Raw genomic sequence first — 17,367 nt, 5'->3', positions numbered from 1 at the left:
GTAGATGCCTATGCAAGCGTGATAGAGGACGCACCCGGGTGCGCCCATAAGTAGGTTCCCCATCAGCTTCGGGCGATAGGCCTGGTCGAGCAGAGCAAGGAGCTTCGGGCAGCTAATCCTGCCGGCTCTTCCGCTTCTCGCGGTGGGACTGGTAGGAACGCAGGATCTCGCCCATCCGGGCAAGCGCCTCGCGCCGTGCCGACGCACTCTCGATATCCTGCAGTTCCTTCTTCAACCGGACCGAGAAATCGGCATAGTCGTTCTGCCAATCCCGCCCAACCGCGCTCTGCAATTCGACATCGCCCGTCTTCAGGCGCTTGGCCGGCGCTCCTGTGGGCAACGAATAGGTCTCGCCGATCTGCGGCGTGACGATTGACAACACTCCTTCGCCTTGCATCAAGCGGCGTAGCGTCTCGATGGAGACTGGCTCGCCATGGTCCAGGAAAAGACTGCCATTGATCGGCATCCGCCCCGTGATCCATTCCTTGAGATCCGTCTGGTCGCCATGCGCGGAATAGCTGTCGATCCGACGAATTTGGGCACGGACCGCGACGTCCTGTCCCCAGATCCGGACGCGACTGGCACCGTCGAGGATCGTCCGGCCGAGCGAGCCAGCCGCCTGGAAGCCGACGAACAGGATCGTCGATTCCCGACGCGCGAGATTGTACCGCAAATGGTGGCGAATACGCCCCGCTTCGCACATGCCGGACGCGGCCATAATGATTGCGCCCGACATCGTGTTCAGCCGCATCGATTCCATGGTGGTGGCGGTGTAGTGGAACGACGGGTGATGGAAGATCTCCCCCGAACCCATGTCTTCAAGGTCGTTGGCGTGCTTGGCGAACACCTCGGTCGCCCGTGTCGCCAACGGAGAATCGATGAACACCTGCGGAAATGCCAGACGCCCGGTGTTGATCAGTGTCGCGATGTCGAGCAGCAATTCCTGAGTACGTTCAAGTGCAAACACTGGGATCACCAGATTGCCGCCGCGGGTCAGGGCGGCCTTGATCTCCGCCTCGAGTTGCGTCCGGCGTTCCTCTATCGAGACATCCTCCCGAACCCGGTCGCCATAGGTGCTTTCGCACACGACATGGTCCAAACCAACCGGCGCTTCCGGATCCGCATGGAATGCCTTGTGATGCGGTCCAAGGTCTCCCGAGAACAATAGGTGCGAGCCTCCGACGTGCATCTCGGCCGACGCTGACCCCAGAATATGCCCTGCATTCCAAAACCGGGTCCTGAAGCCCGGTACCGGCTCGAACCACTCATTCAGTTCGACCGTGTCGCACAGGCTGTAAGCGGCCATCGAATCCGCTTCGGTGTAGATCGGCTCGAACGGCACTTCATCCCTGCGATCACGCCGACGATTGCGTCGCTCCGCTTCGCTCTCCTGGATCCGTCCGGCATCCGGCAGCATGTAGTAGAGAAGATCCTTGGTCTGGGGAGTGCAGTAGATCGGGCCACGGTAGCCCTCGGCCGACAACTTGGGCAGAAGCCCGCTGTGATCGATATGCGCATGGGTCAGCACGACCGCGTCGATCCTGCGCACATCGAATGAAAATGGGTCCCGATTGAGCGTTTCGAGAGTCCGCGATCCCTGGAAAAGGCCGCAGTCGATAAGCACAGTACTCCCTCCATAGTGCAGTTCCATGCACGAGCCGGTGACTGTCCCTGCAGCGCCGTGGAAGGTGATCTTGGGCTCGTTACTCATCGGCTCACTCTGCTCCTGCTTGGTCTGCAACAGTCCGACCCTTAGACACCCCTATAACTCGAGCTATGCGAGATATCCCGTAGTGGGCCGCGTCAACTGGCATTGCCGTACTGGCCGAGCACATCGCGCTGACCGCGACGTCGTCGATCCTCGATCACATCCGCGAATATGGGCCGGTTGAATTGGGGATATTGCGGATAGACCGGAATGCGGCCGGCCCGCTCAATGGCAGAATGACGAACATTGCCACCCTGACGCTGAACCCCACGATCGACGTCGCCTACGAAGTCGATCGCATGTTCCACACGCGCAAGATGCGGACAAAATCCGAGTTTTACAGCCCAGGCGGTGGCGGCATCAACGTCGCCCGGGTCTTCGTCCGCCTCGGCGGCAATGCTCGAAACTATTATATGGCGGGTGGCGCAACGGGCGATGCGCTCGACGGCCTGCTCGACCTTCATCAGCTTGTTCGCAATCGCATCACCATCGCGGGCCACACCCGCGTTGCATCTGCCGTGCTGGAGATCGAAAGCGGCAAGGAATTCCGCTTCGTCCCGCCCGGCCCGACAATCCAGCCTGTCGAATGGCAGGCGTGTCTTGCCCAGCTTGAAAACGCGCAGTGCAAATTCATGGTCCTAAGCGGTTCGCTACCCCGGGGTATGCCCGGTGACTTCTACGGTCAGGTCGCGGCGCTGATGCACCGACGCAATATCCCGGTTGTGCTCGACAGTTCAGGGCCCGGTCTCAAGGGTGGCCTTCAGGAAGGCCGCATCTTTCTCGTAAAACCCAGCATCGGCGAGTTGCGGCAATTCACCGGCCAGAAACTCGCGACACCCGACGAGATCGCCAATGCCGCAATGGAAATCGTTCGATCGGGACAAGCCGCGCATGTCGCCGTGACCATGGGCCATGACGGCGCAATCCTTGCCACTGCCACCGGACAGCTTTTTCTGCCGGCCGCCTCCATAGAGGCGAAAAGTGCGGTTGGCGCCGGTGACAGTTTCCTCTCCGCCATGCTCTTTGCGATCTCGATCGGCTGGGATACGGCCGAAGCGTTCCGCTTCGGAATTGCTGCTGGCGCTGCCGCCGTGATGAGCCCGGGTCACGATCTCGCCAGACCAGACAATATCCAGCACCTATACCAGCAGGTTACGCCAATACCCTGAGTGTTGCGGCAAATCGGCCATCTGAGATTCATCGCGCCCGAATCATGCGCAAGCTCGACGCTAGTTCGATCGCGAGCCTGGTTGCGACGGCGATAGCGCTAGGCGGCGCGCAACAGACCCTGGTGCGTAGAATCCCGCATTGCTGGAAAAAGGCCGGTCGGTCAGTCAACCTCTTACGCCAAAGAGACTGAATGATGACCGACAATACTCCCAACGGGGCGAACATGAACGTCCGCGCGCCCTTCCCGATTGCTCATCCAGAGGCGGCGAGGATACTGCTTTTTCTGCCGCACATGCAGGCCGCCATAATCACGGCCGCTCTGGAGCAGCAGCAGGCCCCTCAAATCTAGCAAAGGATCCATCCTTTATGAATATTAGCACGACCGGCCTCGATTCGGCTAAAAATTGCTTTTCAAGCTCACGCGATCAGAAAAGTTGTCGTCCGCAAGACGCTAAGACAACCGCAGATGCGTCCCTTCTTCGAGAAGTTTCCGCCTAGTCTGGTCGGAGCGGAAGCCTGCGACTGGACGAAGATCTGCGCCGGCGAGGAGGAGAAACCCGTGTATGTCGGACCCCGCCTGCTTGAAGCGCTATCCCGTCTCAACATGGCATCGTCGACCGACGCACTGCGCGACGGACTGGCTGATGCCGCCAGGCAAATGGGCTTTCCCTATATCGCGCTGGTCCAACACGGCGGTCTGCCGCGGCTGGTCGAGTGCTCGATGGTAGTCACCAACTATCCGGCGAAGTTCGTCCAATCCTACATCGCAAACCACTATTATGTTATCGACCCGGTCTATGAAGTGAGCCAGCTTCTCGATCGGCCGTTCGGCTGGGAGGAGATCAGCAACGTCGTCGAGCTTGCCGATCACCAGCATGCCCTTTTCAAGGAAGCGGGGCGCTACGGGATCGTTCACGGCGTCACCGTGCCGCTACACATCCCGAGCGAGTCCTACGCGTCATGCACCTTCGCCCGCCCGGAACCGATCGAGATCACGCCATCGCTGATGACCACGCTCCAGATCATCGCCGGCTTCGCGTTCAGGGCGGGCCTCTATCTCCATCACGCCATGCACGACCGCAATGTTCCCCGGCTTACGCGCCGCGAGGCAGAATGCACGGCGCTGATCGCGCTCGGCAAGACCGATTGGGAGATCGGCCAGATCCTCGGGATCGCCCAAACCACGGTTCGGTATTTCATAACGAGAGCGAAGCAACGCTACGGCGTCTTCAGGCGCTCGGAGCTGGTCGCGCGCGCGATCATCGATGCTCAGGTCATCCGTGATGGCCAGGACAGGGATAGCAAGGTGCCCGAGAGCGCCGACGACAAGCCGGAGCGTGGATAGCTCACATCGCGTTGCGGGAGCGGACGATGCGCCAGATACGGCTTGGACCATTTTGCGGCGAGCAGCGCGGAAGGGTGGAGGTTGGTTGAGGCGGTGGAGTAGAATCGGAAAGGTGGTGAGTGGGGAAGCGCGTTAACGCCCCCAAGCGCCCCGGTGCTCTTTCAAAGCGTACACTGCTTGACGAACGGCAGCGGAAGGGTGTACCAATTGAAGCTGTACGAGTGGAGGCACACAATGCCGCGAGCAGTAGTGGAAGACAACAGACGCATGAGCCTGCGGATTCGGCCGGAGCAAAAGGCTTTGCTTGCCCGGGCGGCTGCGCTCAAGCATACCGATCTCACGACCTTTGTCACACGTTCGGCGCTGCGCGAGGCCGAGAACGTGATCGAAGAGTCGGAGCGGACGAAACTGAGCGAGAGAGACAGCCTGCTCGTTCTTGATCTGCTCGAGAACCCGCCGCCGGTGAATGCGAAACTGCGCGCTGCCATCGCCGCGATGCCGAAGTTGGCATGACGCTTCCTTCATGGCACGAGGAAGCGATTTCGAAAGCGCATGACCGGACTTCATTCGACTGCGGCGACAATGATCTGAACGTCTACTTGCAGCGTTATGCGCGGCAAAGCCACGAGGCAGGCGGGGCGAAGACGTTCCTCGCCATCGACGACACCGACAGCAAGACGGTTCTCGGCTTTTACAGCATCGCTCCGGGCAGCATGGATCATGCGGATACGCCAGAACTGGCGAGGCGAGGACTCGCCAGGCATGAGGTGCCGGGCTTCCGGCTCGCGCGGCTAGCAACGGATCTGCGTGTGCAGGGGCAAGGGCTCGGGGGTCAGCTCCTGGGCGCGATCGGGCGCAGATGCATTCGCGTCGCGACCGAGGTCGGCGGGGTTATGCTGATCATCGACGCCAAAAACGAGCGCGCCGCGGACTGGTATGCCGGCTACGGCGCTATTCCGCTGCACGACAAACCGCTGACGCTCATATTGCCCTTTGCGACACTCGAACGTGAATTGAGAGCTGCAGGCCAGTTCTAGGCGTTCAGGGCGCGATGCGCCGTGCAATGTCGTTTGTCTTCGACGTGAGCTCCACACCGGGGTCACTCGCGCGACCATATCCACATCGGAACCCGAAGGCTGAGGCGCGCTCCAGATCGGCTTGCAGAGAACAGAATCAGCGGGGTCAAACCAGTGTTCCAGTGCGATTTGCCGCACGAAACCGGCTATGAATGATGGAACAATGACAAGATCTCTGCTATAGTCGGCTGCGAGGAACTATCGATGAATACCGCAGCCGACATGCCCCCAACCGATCCTGCAGCGCCGCGGCTGAGGCTAGCCGATTGGCTGTGGCGTCCGTGGTATGCAAAGGCGTGGTGGGCCACGATCCCGGTCTGGTGGATCGGCATGGCGGCGTCCACGAAGATCGCGCCGCTGGAGGCCTTCTACGACAGCGCGCCTGCCGGTTTTCTCAATGTGCTTTTCTTCCCGATGACTGCGCTCCTGGCGCTGGGTGTCGGTTACGCGCAGGATTGGCTGACGGCATTTGCGCCGCAGGGCGAGGGCGATCCTATATCCGATGAGGCGCGGGCTAGAATTGCCCGTCTGTGGGAAGAGCATGATCGCGCTATGGAAGATATCCGAGCCGGCAGCGATATCCACGATCCGCGCTCCGGGGCGCTATACATCGGCAATCCGATAAGCCCTAACAATGGCGCTCGTATCAGCGTTTTTTGAAGCTGCTGTCGCCATCGCCCGGGCTGCCCTCGATGTCCGTGGAGAATCTCCCGCCCTTCAGAACCGCGTTCTGTTCAACCGATGTGAGAGGGCCAGTAACGTCGAATGTCGCGCGCCCGGAATCCGCGTCCTGAAGGTAGCGGTTACGCATGCCATCCGGGCCAAGGATGCGATCTGACAGTTCGCGGGAGAAGGTTGCAGCCGGATCGCTGGACCGGGCCGCGGCACGTTCGGCGGCAGCAATTGCCTCTCGAACGTCGTAGTTCACGATATCCAGGCTCGACTGAGCATTCTCCGTTGAAATGCCAACATCACGGCTCTCGAACCCCAGACTTCCGCCGACACGTCCCGAGGTGGAACGGCCCTTCTGGGTGGTCGGCGTTTGGCTCGATTGCTGTCCCTTGCCGGCCGGTTGTCCGCGGCCGCCAATAGCTTCGGATTCCTGAGAGTCGATACTCCCTCCGACATGAGCACCGACAGACGTACCAATCGTGACCTGATCCTGCGCCGAGCGCGACAGCCCCCGCTGCCATCCGGTCTGCGCGATGATCGCCTGGACGTCCCTGGTGAGCGTATCTGCTACCTGCGGATTGAGCCGCCAGTTGCCGTGCCGGTCCATCTCGAACCCGCCGCGCAGCCAGTTCTGCATCATGGCCTGGCCCTGTTCGCCGCTGCTCAGGAAATGCTCGATCGTGTCGGGCCCGGCCTGTTTGCCCGCCTCGAAACGCGTACTGGTGTCGTTGCGCGCCGACTGTTGGAACCCGACCGAGCTCGATACCAGCACATCGTTGTCGGCGAACGAAAATCGCGCACGCCCGCCATTGGCGATCGCACCGAGCTGGCTCTCGTTGATCAGACCACCGCGCCACATCTGCGCTGCGGTCTCCGGCGTCAGATTGAGGCTCAGGTCACCATTTTGCGCCATGGCGATCTGGCGCTTGGACATCTGCACGCCATGCTCGCCCAGCAGTTGCTGCATGCGGGTCAGGCGCTCATTGTCGACAATGCGGGTCAGGCGCTCGTTGCGCGCGCGATCGGCGATCCCGGCCGCGCCGCCTTCGGCCATATCGACCTGATTACCAGCGCCCTGGCTCAAGGTGCGGATGAAGCTGTCGAGCCGCGCCGCCTGCCGGACCGACATGCCCGCGGCCGCCGCGCCCTCTGCGAACCCGGCATTGTCGGCTTGCCGTCGCTGTTCGCCGATCCGAGCGGCCGACCGCGTGCCATCGTGGCCGACCTCGCGCTGCGCATCGAGTTTGCCCGACCGCTCGGCGAAATCGTAGCCAGCCGCCTCGCGCGTGCGCCCATAGACGCTGGTCCCCTCGCGCGCCGCCTCGGCGGTAGCGCCGTCGGCGGTGCCGACCTGCACGGCGGCATTATAGGTTTCGAGCGCGCGCATGACCTGCGCCTCGTTGCGCCCCGTTGAGCGCGAGAGTTGGGTGATGGCGGAGGAGCGGGCTTCGCCCGAGAGCGCATTGATGAAGGCGATGCGGCGCGAGGTTTCCTGCACGCCGAGGCCGAGCATCGATGCGGCATTGCGCTGGCCCTCATTGCTGCCGGTGCGATGGGCCTGTTCGGTCGCGACATTGCCGCGCTCGATCCGCGCCACATTGTCGCCCGCGAAATCGCGCCGGCCTTCCATCGCCCCGACCTGGACCTGGGCGGCGGTTAGGTCGTTCCTCAGCATCTGCTCCTGATCGAAGGTGTTGGCGATGAGCTTGGCGAAGGTCGGATCGGCCGACGCCTGCGCGATCACCGTCGAGGCCTTCAGCGCCGCGTCCTTCTGGTCATAGCCGTTCCGCTCGAAGTGCCGCTGCGCGCCGGACATCATCATGTCGTAGGCGCGCGTATCGCCGAACGCCTTCCACTGGACCATCCGTTGCGTAAAGGCGGCGAACGCGCTTTCGCCCGCCTGGCCTTGCCCGAAATAGCCCGTGCCGAGCGTGCGCAGCGCATCCTTCTCTGCGAAGTTGTGGATTGCTGTCGTCGCTGCATTGTCGCGCACGGCACGAACGGTCTCGGGATCGGTCAGGCTGCGTCCAGTGAGGGCAGGCGAGAGCCCGCCGAGCTCGCGTGCGGCGTCGAGCTTGCCCATGCCGAAGGCGGCCGTGCCGTTCGCTCCGCCGCCATGCTCAGCGAGCACGCGGCTTGCGGCGCCGAACGCGCGATTGGCCCCGAAGGTCGAGCGCTCCCCGAAGTCCCCGAAGTTCGACGCGGCACCGCGCCGCGCCATGGTGCCGGCCGCCGTGGCTTGCGCCTCGAGCGCACCGGCATAGCCCTCACTGGTCGCGAGCGGCGCGGCGGCCGCGGTGCCCTGGCCCTGGACACCGAGGGCTCCGCTGGTGAACGAGGTGAACACATTGCCCGAGAAGCGGAACACCGTGAACACGAAGGCGCCGGCAAGCCCCGCCGCAGCCGTGCGGAAGCTGCCGAAGATGGCGAGCGCCTTCATCGCGGACGATGGCGCGAGCATCCAGGCGTTGGCCGCGACATTGTTCGCGCGCATCTCGGCCAGCACATCGGTCGCCCGGCCGAGCGTGAGCTGATAGATCCCGGCATCGATCACGCCCCATAGCGCGACGAACACGAACAGGCCGAGCGCGAAGGAGGCCACGCGCAGGTTGATCGGGGTCAGGATGAACAGCAGCGCGATCGGCATCATGAACAGCATGATTCCGAAGACCGTGGCCCGGATCGTGGGCATCCATTCATTGGCCGTCGACATGGTGGCGAGGCCGGATGAAACCACCGCGCGATTGGCCATGACGCGCGCGGCGGTTGCCGGACTGTCCTCGAACAGCACGTCGCCGACGGTGCTGCCGAGCATCACGTTCGTCAGGAACTGCTGGAGCGACTGGGGAGCATCCATCATCATCTGGCCGAGTTCGCCGATATTGGCGCGGCAGCGCTGAAGCTGGGTGGCATTGGCGATGTCGTATCCGGTGCGCGTGCAGACCTGCGCGACATAATTGTCGAACAGCGCGGGCTCGGAAAGCCGGGTCGAGATATGCTCCCAGGCTTCGGTGCAGCTCACCGTCGTGCCGCCCTTGTCGGTGGAGGTGAACACCGTGCTGAAGGTTGCCGGTCCCGCCATGCCTGCGAAGGCCGCGGGCAGATCGGTCGCGGTTCGGAACAGCATGTCGTCGTCAACGCCGTAGGCGGGCGAGACACGTGCCACCGGATAGCATTGACGCACATAATCCTTGATCGTCGCATCGAGGAAGGTGTCGGTCATCGGGCCGCGCGGGGATGCCGCATTGAGGAAGAGATCGAACGTGTGGCCGCCCGCGCCGAACTCGAGCTTGGCGTGGGGATCGGTCGTATTGTCGTCGATCACCTCGGCGAGCGCGCGCTCCATCATGTTGGTGACGCCCGCCACGAGCACGATGAGATTGGGTACATCGCCCACCGGCTGATAGGCGTTGCGGACGCGGTCATAGACATGGACGGTGCCCGTGGTCGCGACCATGCCGACGAACAGGCCGACGCCGATCAGCATCTGGAAACCGAACCCGACCAACCCCATGCCCGAGCCACGGATGCTGGCGAGCAGCACGCCGAGACCGATGCCGACCACCGCAACGATCAGCACCAGCGTCTCGTAGCGCGGATCGCCGAAGATCATCGACACCAGGCGGAAGGCGTCCACGGTCTCCGCAAAGCCGTCATAGGTATGGAAGCTGGTGTCGATCGCGAGCGCGGGCGTCGCCGCGAAGAGAGCGATCAGGACCGACAGGGCGCGAAGGATACGGATCATGGCGCGGCCCTCGCTCAGCGGTTGCGGTTAGCGGCGGCGCCGGCGGCGTCGCGCGCATCACGGTCGCGCTGGCGAACGACGCCGGCATAGTTCGCCGAGAGGTTCGCCTGGTTGAGCGCGGCCATATAGGACTGACGCATCTGCGCGCGCTGGCGCAGCACTTCGTCTCGAAGGCCCCCGAGCTGCTCGATCCCCTTGGAGAGGATACGAGTCTGGCAGACCTTGGCATTGCCCGCGTCGCTTGCGCCCGCCGCGCTCGCGCCGCGCTCGGCGTTGGACACGGCGAAATCGATGCTGCGCGTCAGATCGTTGAGCATCTGATAGGCGAGCGTCAGTGCGACCAGCTCATCGGTATCGCCGATCACGCTGTCGACCATGCCCTGCCGCACGCCCCATTCCAGCAGGCGGTAGATCGGCAGGGTGCGGACATTGGCGACGAACTGGCGCTCCTCGGGCGTCAACGCCGCGCGCGTCCGGATCTTCACCGCGATCGACTCCATCCGGCCGCGCGCGAGGATCAGCGCGCCCTTGCCGCTGCCATCGACCGAGCAGTCTGCCGATGTGGGCGGCACGGCGATGGCCCGGGTCTGGACCCGGCCTGTCAGGAAATCGTCGACGCTTTCGGTATCCTGGCGCGGACACGATGGAATCGCGCTGAACAACGGCACGCGGTCCATAGCGTCCCAGCGCATATAGACGTCGCCAACGCGGGCACGCATGACTCCCGCCCATTCAGACGCGCCGACCCGCGCCGCGGCATGGGCCAGCAGCGAGCCGGTCTTGAAGATCTCGGTCACTTCGGCAGGGCAGTTCTCGAGCGCGTCCTTCAAGTCCTCGGTCGGGTTGCCCTGGTTGGCCTGAATCTTCTCGCGGCTCTGCTGATAGCTTTTCGAGAAGCCTTCACGGACTGACTTGTAGCCGGTCATCTCCTCGATGATGCCGCTCATATTGTCGTCGCCCTTGGCGATCTGGACCATGCGGTTGGCGAGGCGGCAGTCGTTGACCTGGATCGAGTTCAGGAAGTTGGTGGCGGCTTCCATCTTCGAGATGATGTTGCCCATCTTCTCATCGAGCGTTTCGAGCAGATACTGGAAGGCGACCGCCGGCGCGGCCTGCAGGATGCTTTCAAGCTTTTGCACGAGATAGTCGGGATCGAGGAACGACATGCCGCCAAGGAACATGTCGATACCGCCGCAGCCCGCCCTGATCTTCGGCAGCGTCACGCTCATCAGATAGTCGTTGTGAACGTCGACCCGGCCCGACATGCCGCCCGCGGTGATGTAGCCGCGGGTCTGATCCTCGAAGCTGCCCGGCGACGTGTAGGTCACATTGTCGAACCATGACTCCGCCCAGCTTTGCGCGGAAGCGGGAGAGGTTGTGGCGAGGGTGGTGAGGAGAGGCAGCGCGAGCAGGGTCAGGCGGCGGCGCAGGGTAGCCATGACAAGCAACCTTCGTGGGAGGGGGCGAGGATCCGGCTCCCCATGTCAGTTCCTCGCCCGGTTGGATGAGGGAGGTGAGGCTACGCCCACGATCCCGGTGAATTTGGACATGCCGCGCACGCCGACCGACGGTTTCACACCGGTCAGCATCTTGGCGGCGAGATAGAGATTGCGTGCGAGGTTCGGTTCGTGATCGGTGCCGATGGCGACCGGAATGATGCGGTTGGCGTCCGACACCGGGCGCACCCACGCGACGGGATGGCCGACCCAGGGCAAGCCGAGCCGTCCGGATCGCAGCATCGCTTCCTGCGATCCGATCGTGCGGACCTTCCAGCCATAGCGTTGTCCGAGCGCACCGAGCCTGGTCCACAGGTCCGCGCAGGGAATGCAGCCCGGTGCCGTGCTCATCTCGACGATGAAGGCCGGTCCCTGGCCTTTCATGGTTCCCGCGAAATCGGGTGGCCAGTCGCGCGTCACCGGCACGCGGGCGAGCCATCCGCGCATCTCGGCTTCGGTCGCGACGGGATGGATCGCCGCGCGCATCGCCTGTTCGCGGGTCGGAGCCTGCGCCGACGCCGGGACAGCGCCCACGAGCAGGCCGGCCAGCGCCGAGGCCACGAGCCGCTTCACCGCTGCGGCTCCAGGCTCGCGCCGACCAGATCGCCGCCGAGCGCGCGGGGATCGGTGGCGGACACCGGCCCGGCCGAGAGGGCATCGAAAAAGCCGTCCTCTTCGCCGGCCCCGGTCAGGAACTGTTCGGGCCGGATATCGCCCGCGAGCAGCCGCACCGCCTGATAGGCCGTCTGAATGAGAGTGGGATAAGCCTCGACCCCGCTCGCGATCACCATGCGTTGCTGGCTGTTTCGGCGAATGACCATCGTCGTCGGCGTGATCTCGACCCCGAAACGCTGGGCCAGCTCGGGCCTGCGGTCGATGTCCATCAGGGTGACCTGCCAGCCCATCTCCTCCTGGAAGCGCTGGACGATCGGCCACTGGACGCGGCAATAGCCGCAGGTCGAGCGTGAAAACATGACCAGCGCGAACTCATTGGCGCGGCCGCGCAGATACTGGCGGCGGACCTGATCCTTTTGCGCGGAAAGCTGGTCGCGGGCCTCGCCGACCATCGGATTGGCGGACTTCGCGCTGAGTTCGGGATTCTGGAGCATGGCGATCTGGGTGACTCCCGCGAAGGCGCGCGCCTTGCGCCTCGCGAAATCCTGCAAGCGCCAGAAATCCGCGACCGCATCGACCGTCAGCACCGTCGCGGCGTAGTCGCGTTGCTGCTCGATCAGCTTCCTGATCTTCGGCGGCGTCCAGGTGGCGAGCTCCGCCATCGGCGGGATGGCCGGCTTCACCAGCGCGTCAGGATCGGGCTCCCCCTCTGCCGGCTTCGGCGGCGGCTGATACCACCAATAGCCGGTGCGGCCATCGCCCGACCCCTGGGCCAGCGCGGACGACGGGGCCAGCAGCAGCGCCGCGGCGAGGGCAAGGCGGACCCGGCTCACAGCAGCTTTTCCATGCGCCGGAGCCGCGCGATCGCGACCGGGCCGTAATAGCGGCTGTCGAACCCGCTCGCATGGCTCGAGCCGACATAGACCATGCCCGCCGGAATGGTCCTGATCATCGGCCGCCAGTGCTCGAGACGCTGACCGTTATGGCCGAAAGGCTTGCTCACTGCGAGCAGGGTCTCGTTGCAATAATACCAGCCATCCCATTCGCCCGGATGCATCGGCGAGGGCTTCTCGATCCAGTCGATGCGATCACCGGGCAGGCACAGCGCCATCTTGGTCACCTGGACGGGCTTGGGGCCGGCGAGCGGGTGCGACAGCGTGAACGACACGAAATCGCCGCGCCCGATCGGCCCCGGCGCATTGCGGACTGCCCATGCATCGATCGACGGGCTCATCACGATCGTCGCCTGCGGGATCGCCCACCAGGTCAGCAGCCCGATCGGCAGCACGATCCCGAACGCTTTCCAGAGCTGCCTGGGGCGCGGTGGCTGGCCGAGCCCGGAACTGCCGAGCGCCACCGCCGCTTTCAGCGGCAGAGCCTTGAGTCCCACCCAGGCCGATTTAGCAGCAGCGAAGGCGAGCTTCAGCATCGCGCACCTCCTGCTTGCCGCCGAGACGGCCATATTCTTCGAGAAGTCCGGAGAGCGCCGCGTCGCCGTAGACGACATGGACGGCGCGCGGGCTCTCGTCCTCGCGTTCGCAGTAAGGCAGCGCCGGATCGCCCGGGACCATGGCCAGCGCGGGAACACGGGCGACGCCATGCTGGCGGAAGATCAGCGGATCGACGATCAGCTGCACGTCACGCATCGCACAGGCCGGACCTTCGCAGCCGGGATCATGCCGCAATATCTCGGCCGAGAGCTTCGCCATCGGGGCGACCCTGGTGAGGCCGCCCGGCATGCCGCGAAAGGCGAGGATGCCGCGCGCCTTCTCGAGTTGTGCGGCATAGGTCCGCAGCGTCGTTACCGGCATGGACGACGAGACGAACAGGACCGGCACCCAGCCTTTGGCGCTCGGCGGCGCGGCGACGCCGAAGACCGCTTCCATGTCGGGCGCCTCGAGCCCGAGCGCGTGACCCAAACGCCGCGCCATCGCTTCGCGCTCGGCGGCCATGGCATCCTTGCCCTTGTCGAGCGCCGCCCGAGCGCGTGCATCCATGGCGGGCGATGGTGCGCGCTTGCGCAAGCCATCGAAGGCGCGGCGGCGGGTTTCTTCCGATGGCGTGGGTAGCGCGGTCGGACCGCGCGTTTGCGCTTCCTGCTTACGCGCCGCCGTGGCGCGTTCGAGCCGGTCAAGCGCGGCATCGCCTTCGGCTGCGGCGCGATCGCGCGCATTGTCCGGGCGCGGCGTGTCCTGCGCGAGCGCGGAGGCGGAAATCAGCATCGCCATCACGATGGCCAGAGGGCGCGCGCTATTGGCCGATAACCTGCATATAGGCATCGATCTTGTCCTTCATGTCGATCTGGATGTCGGCCTGGGCGCGGGCCTCGATCTCGGAATAATATTCGGAAAGGTCCATTTTGGAGAAATCCAGAGCCTGGAATTCCTCCGGCGTGAAGCCGCGGCAGTAGGGATTCTTGGGCGTGCCCCATCCGACGCGGTTGAAGCTCTTGAGTTGGGGCCGGCCCTGTTCCTGGATGATGCGACCAAGTTTGGTGTTGAAGCAGCAATGGCCCTTCGACTTCTGCACGCAGATGCCGAGAATCCTAGAGCTGCAATAAGTCCCCACTTCATGACACATGCCCGAACCCCGGAGCATGCCGACTTCCATGTCCTGCTGGTCACAGCCCGAGAGCAGGAAATCCATCATGAAGTTGATCGCCAGGCTGATCGCGATCGACGTCGGATCGATGCCCGCGATGATGGCGTTCGCGCCCGACGTCGCGGCCTGGCCCGCGGTCGCGCCGGCCTTGAACGCGCCATAGGCGGCCTTCATGCCGGTGAACACGCCCTTGGCGACCGCGATCTTGGTGCCGATCGACGAGATCGATCCGCCCATGCCGTCCTTGACGATCTTGCCTCTGTCCTTGCAGCAGTTCGAAAAGGTGGTTCTGAGACCAGCGGGTCGGCAGCGGGTCGCCCGGCCTGCAAAGATCTCGATGTTGCCGAGGCAATGGCCTTCGGCATCGACCGCACCGTCAGCGGGCGCGCCCGGATCATCGACAACGGGATCGTCCTCGATTCCCGTCCCGTCGCTGCCGGTGCAGGCATTGGGCGAGCACATCGGCGTGCCGCCGCCCACGGGGGTCAGGCATTGATGTTGCGATCCGAGCGGGCAGCTATAGGCGCCCTGCGCATCGGCGACGCACATCGTCTGCTGGGTCGGGCAAAGCCAGGCGTCGTCGGCCATGGCCGAGCAGCTCACGACCTCGCCGGGATCGCCGGCATCGCCATTGCCGTCGAGGTCGACCGCGCAGACAGGTTGCTGCGCCTGCGCCGGAGCGAACTGACCGGCGAGTAGAAACCCGCAGATGGCGAGCGCGATCAGGGCAACCTGCGTCGGCCAGAGGAGAGGACGCCAGATCATCGCACTTCTCCGGTGCAGACGAGATCGGCGCCGCCGAGACGGACAGTCTGCATCATCACGACTGCTTCGGGAAAATCGTCGAGACAGCCGCAGGCCGAGACGATCTCTTCGCCCGGACCGGCGGGGCAGATGTCACCGCCCGCGCTGCCGGTCTTGCAAGCGTAGTAGAATGTGTCCCAACCCGTGGGCGCGTTCTGTTTGGAGCTGACGACGCCATCCAATGCCACGCCGTCATTAGCCTTGGGCGCGCGTGTCTTGCAGACCGGCTCGCAGGCCGGGACCGTACCGCGATCGGGTAGCGCGAAGGGACGCGACGACGTCGTATAGCCGTCATCGGCGGTCTTCACCCGGTCGGCGAGCAGCGCCTCGGTCGAATGGTCGATGATATAGGCGCCGCGGCTGAGATCGGGCGGCGTCGGCGAGCCGAGATCGACGGCGCATTTGTAGCGGCGCTCGCGCTTGAAGAAATCGCGGGTCAGCCGGATCGTGCAGATCCCATTGCCGAACAGGCGCGTTTGCGGTAGCGGCGTGAGGCCGGTGCCGACGCCGTTCCTGACGGTCTGCACGCCGTCGACGGTCTCGCCATCGAGGCGGCAGGCGGAATCGGCGGCATAGCCCGAGCAGAGATCGACGAGGCGTTCGGAGACACCGCAGCTCGCATCGACCCGGACCTCGATATCGACCCAGCCCCAACGGCCGTCACCGCCGCCGCGCACGCGCACGCCGAGCGCCGCCGTTCCAGCGCGGAACCGTTCGGTGAGATCGATCGGCGTCAGGTTGACCGTTTCGGCATCGACGTTGCAGTCGCCCGAAGGCAGGGCGTCGCCCAGCCACGGCCGCTTGCCGGCATAGCCGACGACCTCGCCGTTGACGCGTGATTGCAGCCAGTCATTGGCGTCTTGCCGGACGATGCGGGCAGAGACGAGGCCGTCTGGCCTCAGAACCTGGAACGTCGCCGTGAATATGGGCGGTGCGGCCGAGCAATTGCCGTTGCCGCCAATCCGGTAGCGCCGGCAGTCGGTTCCGCAGCTCGTGACCGACTGGACTTGTCCGGAAACGCTGATGATGTCGTCATAGATCGCCGGCGCCAGCGTCACTTCCCGCTCGATCGTGCAGAGCCTCACCTGATCCGCCTTGCCGACGCCAGCGGGCGAGGCCTTGAGCGCCTGGAAGATGCTGCTCGAAGTCGACGCCGCAGAGGCGTCACCCTGGATCGCGGTCGGATTGGCGCGATAGGCGGTCTGGGGCAGCGACGGATTGGGCGTGCAGGCGGTGCTTTGCGCGCCGGTATAGCGGATCACCGGGCCGTCGATCGCGGCCTGCGCGACGCCGACGCGCGGATCGGCGGTGGTGAGCGCGCCGATCACCCCGCCACCCAGGTCCTTCAGCACCGAGGCCATATTGCCCCAGACCAGGTTCGCGCCGCAGCTGTTGTTGATGCAGTAGCAGCCGGCGAGATCGGTCAACCCGACCTCGGTGAGCTTGAGGTCGCCGCTCGAGGCGACATCCCATTTGAACGTCTTGCACTGGTTCCAGGTGCCGGGCTGGCAGGAAACAATGCCGTTGGCGCAGATGCCGGACACCGGCACGGGCAAGGTCAATGTCTGGTCGACGCTGCCGTCGAGATCCTTGTCGCGCGAAATGCGGAGCGTCCCGATGTCCCCCGTTCCGGCAGGCTGCGCGAGCAGTTCGAGCAGCGTCGCCGTCTTCTGGCACGCGATATTCGGGTTGAACGTCTTGCTGTTGTCGACGGTCGTGATCGGCTGCCCGGCAAGGCCCGGCGTCAGATAGTTCTCCTGGATCGCATCGCTGTCGGACGTCTTCGCGCGCGAGGCCTCGGCGGCGGCGCGGGCGCGATCCTCGACTGTCTGCGCCGAGGCCGACATTGGTAGAGTGGCGGTCGCCGCCAGCAGGAGGAGACAGCGCACTTTCATGGCTGCCTCGCCCGCGTGCCGCGTGAACCGCGCCGGAACCGGAACACGTCTCCCGCGCGGAATGCGCTGGATCCGGGCGAGAGTATCCGGAAGACGGCCTGGCCCTCGAAGGTGGTCAGCGCGGCCGCCACCGGCGCGGCATGAGGGGGGCCTGCCGCCCACGATGGGGGGCATTCGGCCGCGCTGACCATAGGTGGAGCGACGGCGGCAGGGGGCACCGCCGCCGCTCCGTCCGCGCGC

The 17,367-nt window shown here is 64.6% G+C and carries 15 protein-coding genes; 6 read left to right on the top strand and 9 right to left on the bottom strand.

The genetic code is table 11. From position 1 onward, the window contains the following. Window positions 1–112: 112 nt before the first annotated feature. On the bottom strand, window positions 113–1,711 hold the full coding sequence (locus V2B31_RS11605) for an MBL fold metallo-hydrolase (protein ID WP_086485946.1): 1,599 nt from the start codon (window positions 1,709–1,711) through the stop codon (window positions 113–115). A 233-nt stretch (window positions 1,712–1,944) separates the two neighbouring features. On the opposite strand from V2B31_RS11605, the gene V2B31_RS11600 reads away from it, so the two are divergent. The 6 genes from V2B31_RS11600 to V2B31_RS11575 all read left to right on the top strand — a co-directional run bounded on the left by V2B31_RS11600 (window position 1,945) and on the right by V2B31_RS11575 (window position 5,959). Then, the gene (locus V2B31_RS11600) at window positions 1,945–2,877 is read left to right on the top strand and encodes a 1-phosphofructokinase family hexose kinase (RefSeq protein WP_048578303.1); all 933 of its coding nucleotides are present in this window, start codon (window positions 1,945–1,947) and stop codon (window positions 2,875–2,877) included. Window positions 2,878–3,068: 191 nt separating this feature from the next. Further along, window positions 3,069–3,227, top strand: a complete 159-nt coding sequence (locus V2B31_RS11595; protein ID WP_158500997.1) for a hypothetical protein — start codon at window positions 3,069–3,071, stop codon at window positions 3,225–3,227. A gap of 117 nt (window positions 3,228–3,344) precedes the next feature. Continuing rightward, on the top strand, window positions 3,345–4,223 hold the full coding sequence (locus V2B31_RS11590; protein ID WP_286866151.1) for a LuxR family transcriptional regulator: 879 nt from the start codon (window positions 3,345–3,347) through the stop codon (window positions 4,221–4,223). A gap of 267 nt (window positions 4,224–4,490) precedes the next feature. Further along, on the top strand, window positions 4,491–4,736 hold the full coding sequence (locus V2B31_RS11585; RefSeq protein WP_237449632.1) for a type II toxin-antitoxin system TacA family antitoxin: 246 nt from the start codon (window positions 4,491–4,493) through the stop codon (window positions 4,734–4,736). After that, a complete protein-coding gene (locus V2B31_RS11580) occupies window positions 4,733–5,260 on the top strand; it encodes a hypothetical protein (RefSeq protein WP_048577672.1) in 528 nt (175 codons plus the stop codon). Before V2B31_RS11585 ends, V2B31_RS11580 begins: the two co-directional genes overlap by 4 nt. Before the next feature lie 243 nt (window positions 5,261–5,503). Then, complete coding sequence (locus V2B31_RS11575) at window positions 5,504–5,959, top strand: hypothetical protein (RefSeq protein WP_048577673.1); 456 nt, start codon at window positions 5,504–5,506, stop codon at window positions 5,957–5,959. On the opposite strand, the gene V2B31_RS11570 is transcribed toward V2B31_RS11575, so the two are convergent. The 8 genes from V2B31_RS11570 to V2B31_RS11535 are packed head-to-tail and all read right to left on the bottom strand — an operon-like array spanning window position 5,946 to window position 17,127. Beyond that, window positions 5,946–9,716, bottom strand: coding sequence for a conjugal transfer protein TraG N-terminal domain-containing protein (locus tag V2B31_RS11570; protein ID WP_086485611.1), 3,771 nt, complete (start codon window positions 9,714–9,716; stop codon window positions 5,946–5,948). The two genes, V2B31_RS11575 and V2B31_RS11570, sit on opposite strands and share 14 nt — an antisense overlap. A gap of 14 nt (window positions 9,717–9,730) precedes the next feature. After that, window positions 9,731–11,155, bottom strand: coding sequence for a conjugal transfer protein TraH (locus V2B31_RS11565; RefSeq protein ID WP_086485612.1), 1,425 nt, complete (start codon window positions 11,153–11,155; stop codon window positions 9,731–9,733). 45 nt (window positions 11,156–11,200) lie between these two features. Then, the gene (locus V2B31_RS11560) at window positions 11,201–11,785 is read right to left on the bottom strand and encodes a hypothetical protein (RefSeq protein WP_086485613.1); all 585 of its coding nucleotides are present in this window, start codon (window positions 11,783–11,785) and stop codon (window positions 11,201–11,203) included. After that, the gene (locus tag V2B31_RS11555; RefSeq protein WP_140159567.1) at window positions 11,782–12,660 is read right to left on the bottom strand and encodes a conjugal transfer protein TraF; all 879 of its coding nucleotides are present in this window, start codon (window positions 12,658–12,660) and stop codon (window positions 11,782–11,784) included. The genes V2B31_RS11560 and V2B31_RS11555 overlap by 4 nt, the downstream gene beginning before the upstream one ends. Then, window positions 12,657–13,256, bottom strand: a complete 600-nt coding sequence (locus tag V2B31_RS11550; protein WP_086485614.1) for a S26 family signal peptidase — start codon at window positions 13,254–13,256, stop codon at window positions 12,657–12,659. The genes V2B31_RS11555 and V2B31_RS11550 overlap by 4 nt, the downstream gene beginning before the upstream one ends. Next, window positions 13,228–14,106: a type-F conjugative transfer system pilin assembly protein TrbC gene (locus V2B31_RS11545; RefSeq protein WP_086485615.1), complete on the bottom strand. Its 879-nt coding sequence runs from the start codon at window positions 14,104–14,106 to the stop codon at window positions 13,228–13,230. The genes V2B31_RS11550 and V2B31_RS11545 overlap by 29 nt, the downstream gene beginning before the upstream one ends. Continuing rightward, window positions 14,078–15,193, bottom strand: a complete 1,116-nt coding sequence (traN, locus tag V2B31_RS11540; RefSeq protein ID WP_086485616.1) for a conjugal transfer protein TraN — start codon at window positions 15,191–15,193, stop codon at window positions 14,078–14,080. The genes V2B31_RS11545 and traN overlap by 29 nt, the downstream gene beginning before the upstream one ends. After that, the gene (locus tag V2B31_RS11535; RefSeq protein ID WP_086485617.1) at window positions 15,190–17,127 is read right to left on the bottom strand and encodes a hypothetical protein; all 1,938 of its coding nucleotides are present in this window, start codon (window positions 17,125–17,127) and stop codon (window positions 15,190–15,192) included. The genes traN and V2B31_RS11535 overlap by 4 nt, the downstream gene beginning before the upstream one ends. Window positions 17,128–17,367 lie beyond the last annotated feature (240 nt).

The sequence above is a fragment of the Sphingobium sp. genome (assembly GCF_036170395.1).
Classification (GTDB): domain Bacteria; phylum Pseudomonadota; class Alphaproteobacteria; order Sphingomonadales; family Sphingomonadaceae; genus Sphingobium.
The sequence above is the reverse complement of the archived record's forward strand: the minus strand, read 5'-3'. Positions and strand labels throughout refer to the sequence as shown.

Bases quoted from the DNA above. Each gene is read 5' to 3' on its own strand.
- traN (WP_086485616.1), bottom strand. From the start codon at position 15,193: ATGATCTGGCGTCCTCTCCTCTGGCCGACGCAGGTTGCCCTGATCGCG.
- V2B31_RS11590 (WP_286866151.1), top strand. From the start codon at position 3,345: ATGCGTCCCTTCTTCGAGAAGTTTCCGCCTAGTCTGGTCGGAGCGGAA.
- V2B31_RS11545 (WP_086485615.1), bottom strand. From the start codon at position 14,106: ATGCCTATATGCAGGTTATCGGCCAATAGCGCGCGCCCTCTGGCCATC.
- V2B31_RS11550 (WP_086485614.1), bottom strand. From the start codon at position 13,256: ATGCTGAAGCTCGCCTTCGCTGCTGCTAAATCGGCCTGGGTGGGACTC.
- V2B31_RS11570 (WP_086485611.1), bottom strand. From the start codon at position 9,716: ATGATCCGTATCCTTCGCGCCCTGTCGGTCCTGATCGCTCTCTTCGCG.
- V2B31_RS11595 (WP_158500997.1), top strand. From the start codon at position 3,069: ATGATGACCGACAATACTCCCAACGGGGCGAACATGAACGTCCGCGCG.
- V2B31_RS11605 (WP_086485946.1), bottom strand. From the start codon at position 1,711: ATGAGTAACGAGCCCAAGATCACCTTCCACGGCGCTGCAGGGACAGTC.
- V2B31_RS11580 (WP_048577672.1), top strand. From the start codon at position 4,733: ATGACGCTTCCTTCATGGCACGAGGAAGCGATTTCGAAAGCGCATGAC.
- V2B31_RS11600 (WP_048578303.1), top strand. From the start codon at position 1,945: ATGACGAACATTGCCACCCTGACGCTGAACCCCACGATCGACGTCGCC.
- V2B31_RS11565 (WP_086485612.1), bottom strand. From the start codon at position 11,155: ATGGCTACCCTGCGCCGCCGCCTGACCCTGCTCGCGCTGCCTCTCCTC.
- V2B31_RS11585 (WP_237449632.1), top strand. From the start codon at position 4,491: ATGAGCCTGCGGATTCGGCCGGAGCAAAAGGCTTTGCTTGCCCGGGCG.
- V2B31_RS11535 (WP_086485617.1), bottom strand. From the start codon at position 17,127: ATGAAAGTGCGCTGTCTCCTCCTGCTGGCGGCGACCGCCACTCTACCA.
- V2B31_RS11575 (WP_048577673.1), top strand. From the start codon at position 5,504: ATGAATACCGCAGCCGACATGCCCCCAACCGATCCTGCAGCGCCGCGG.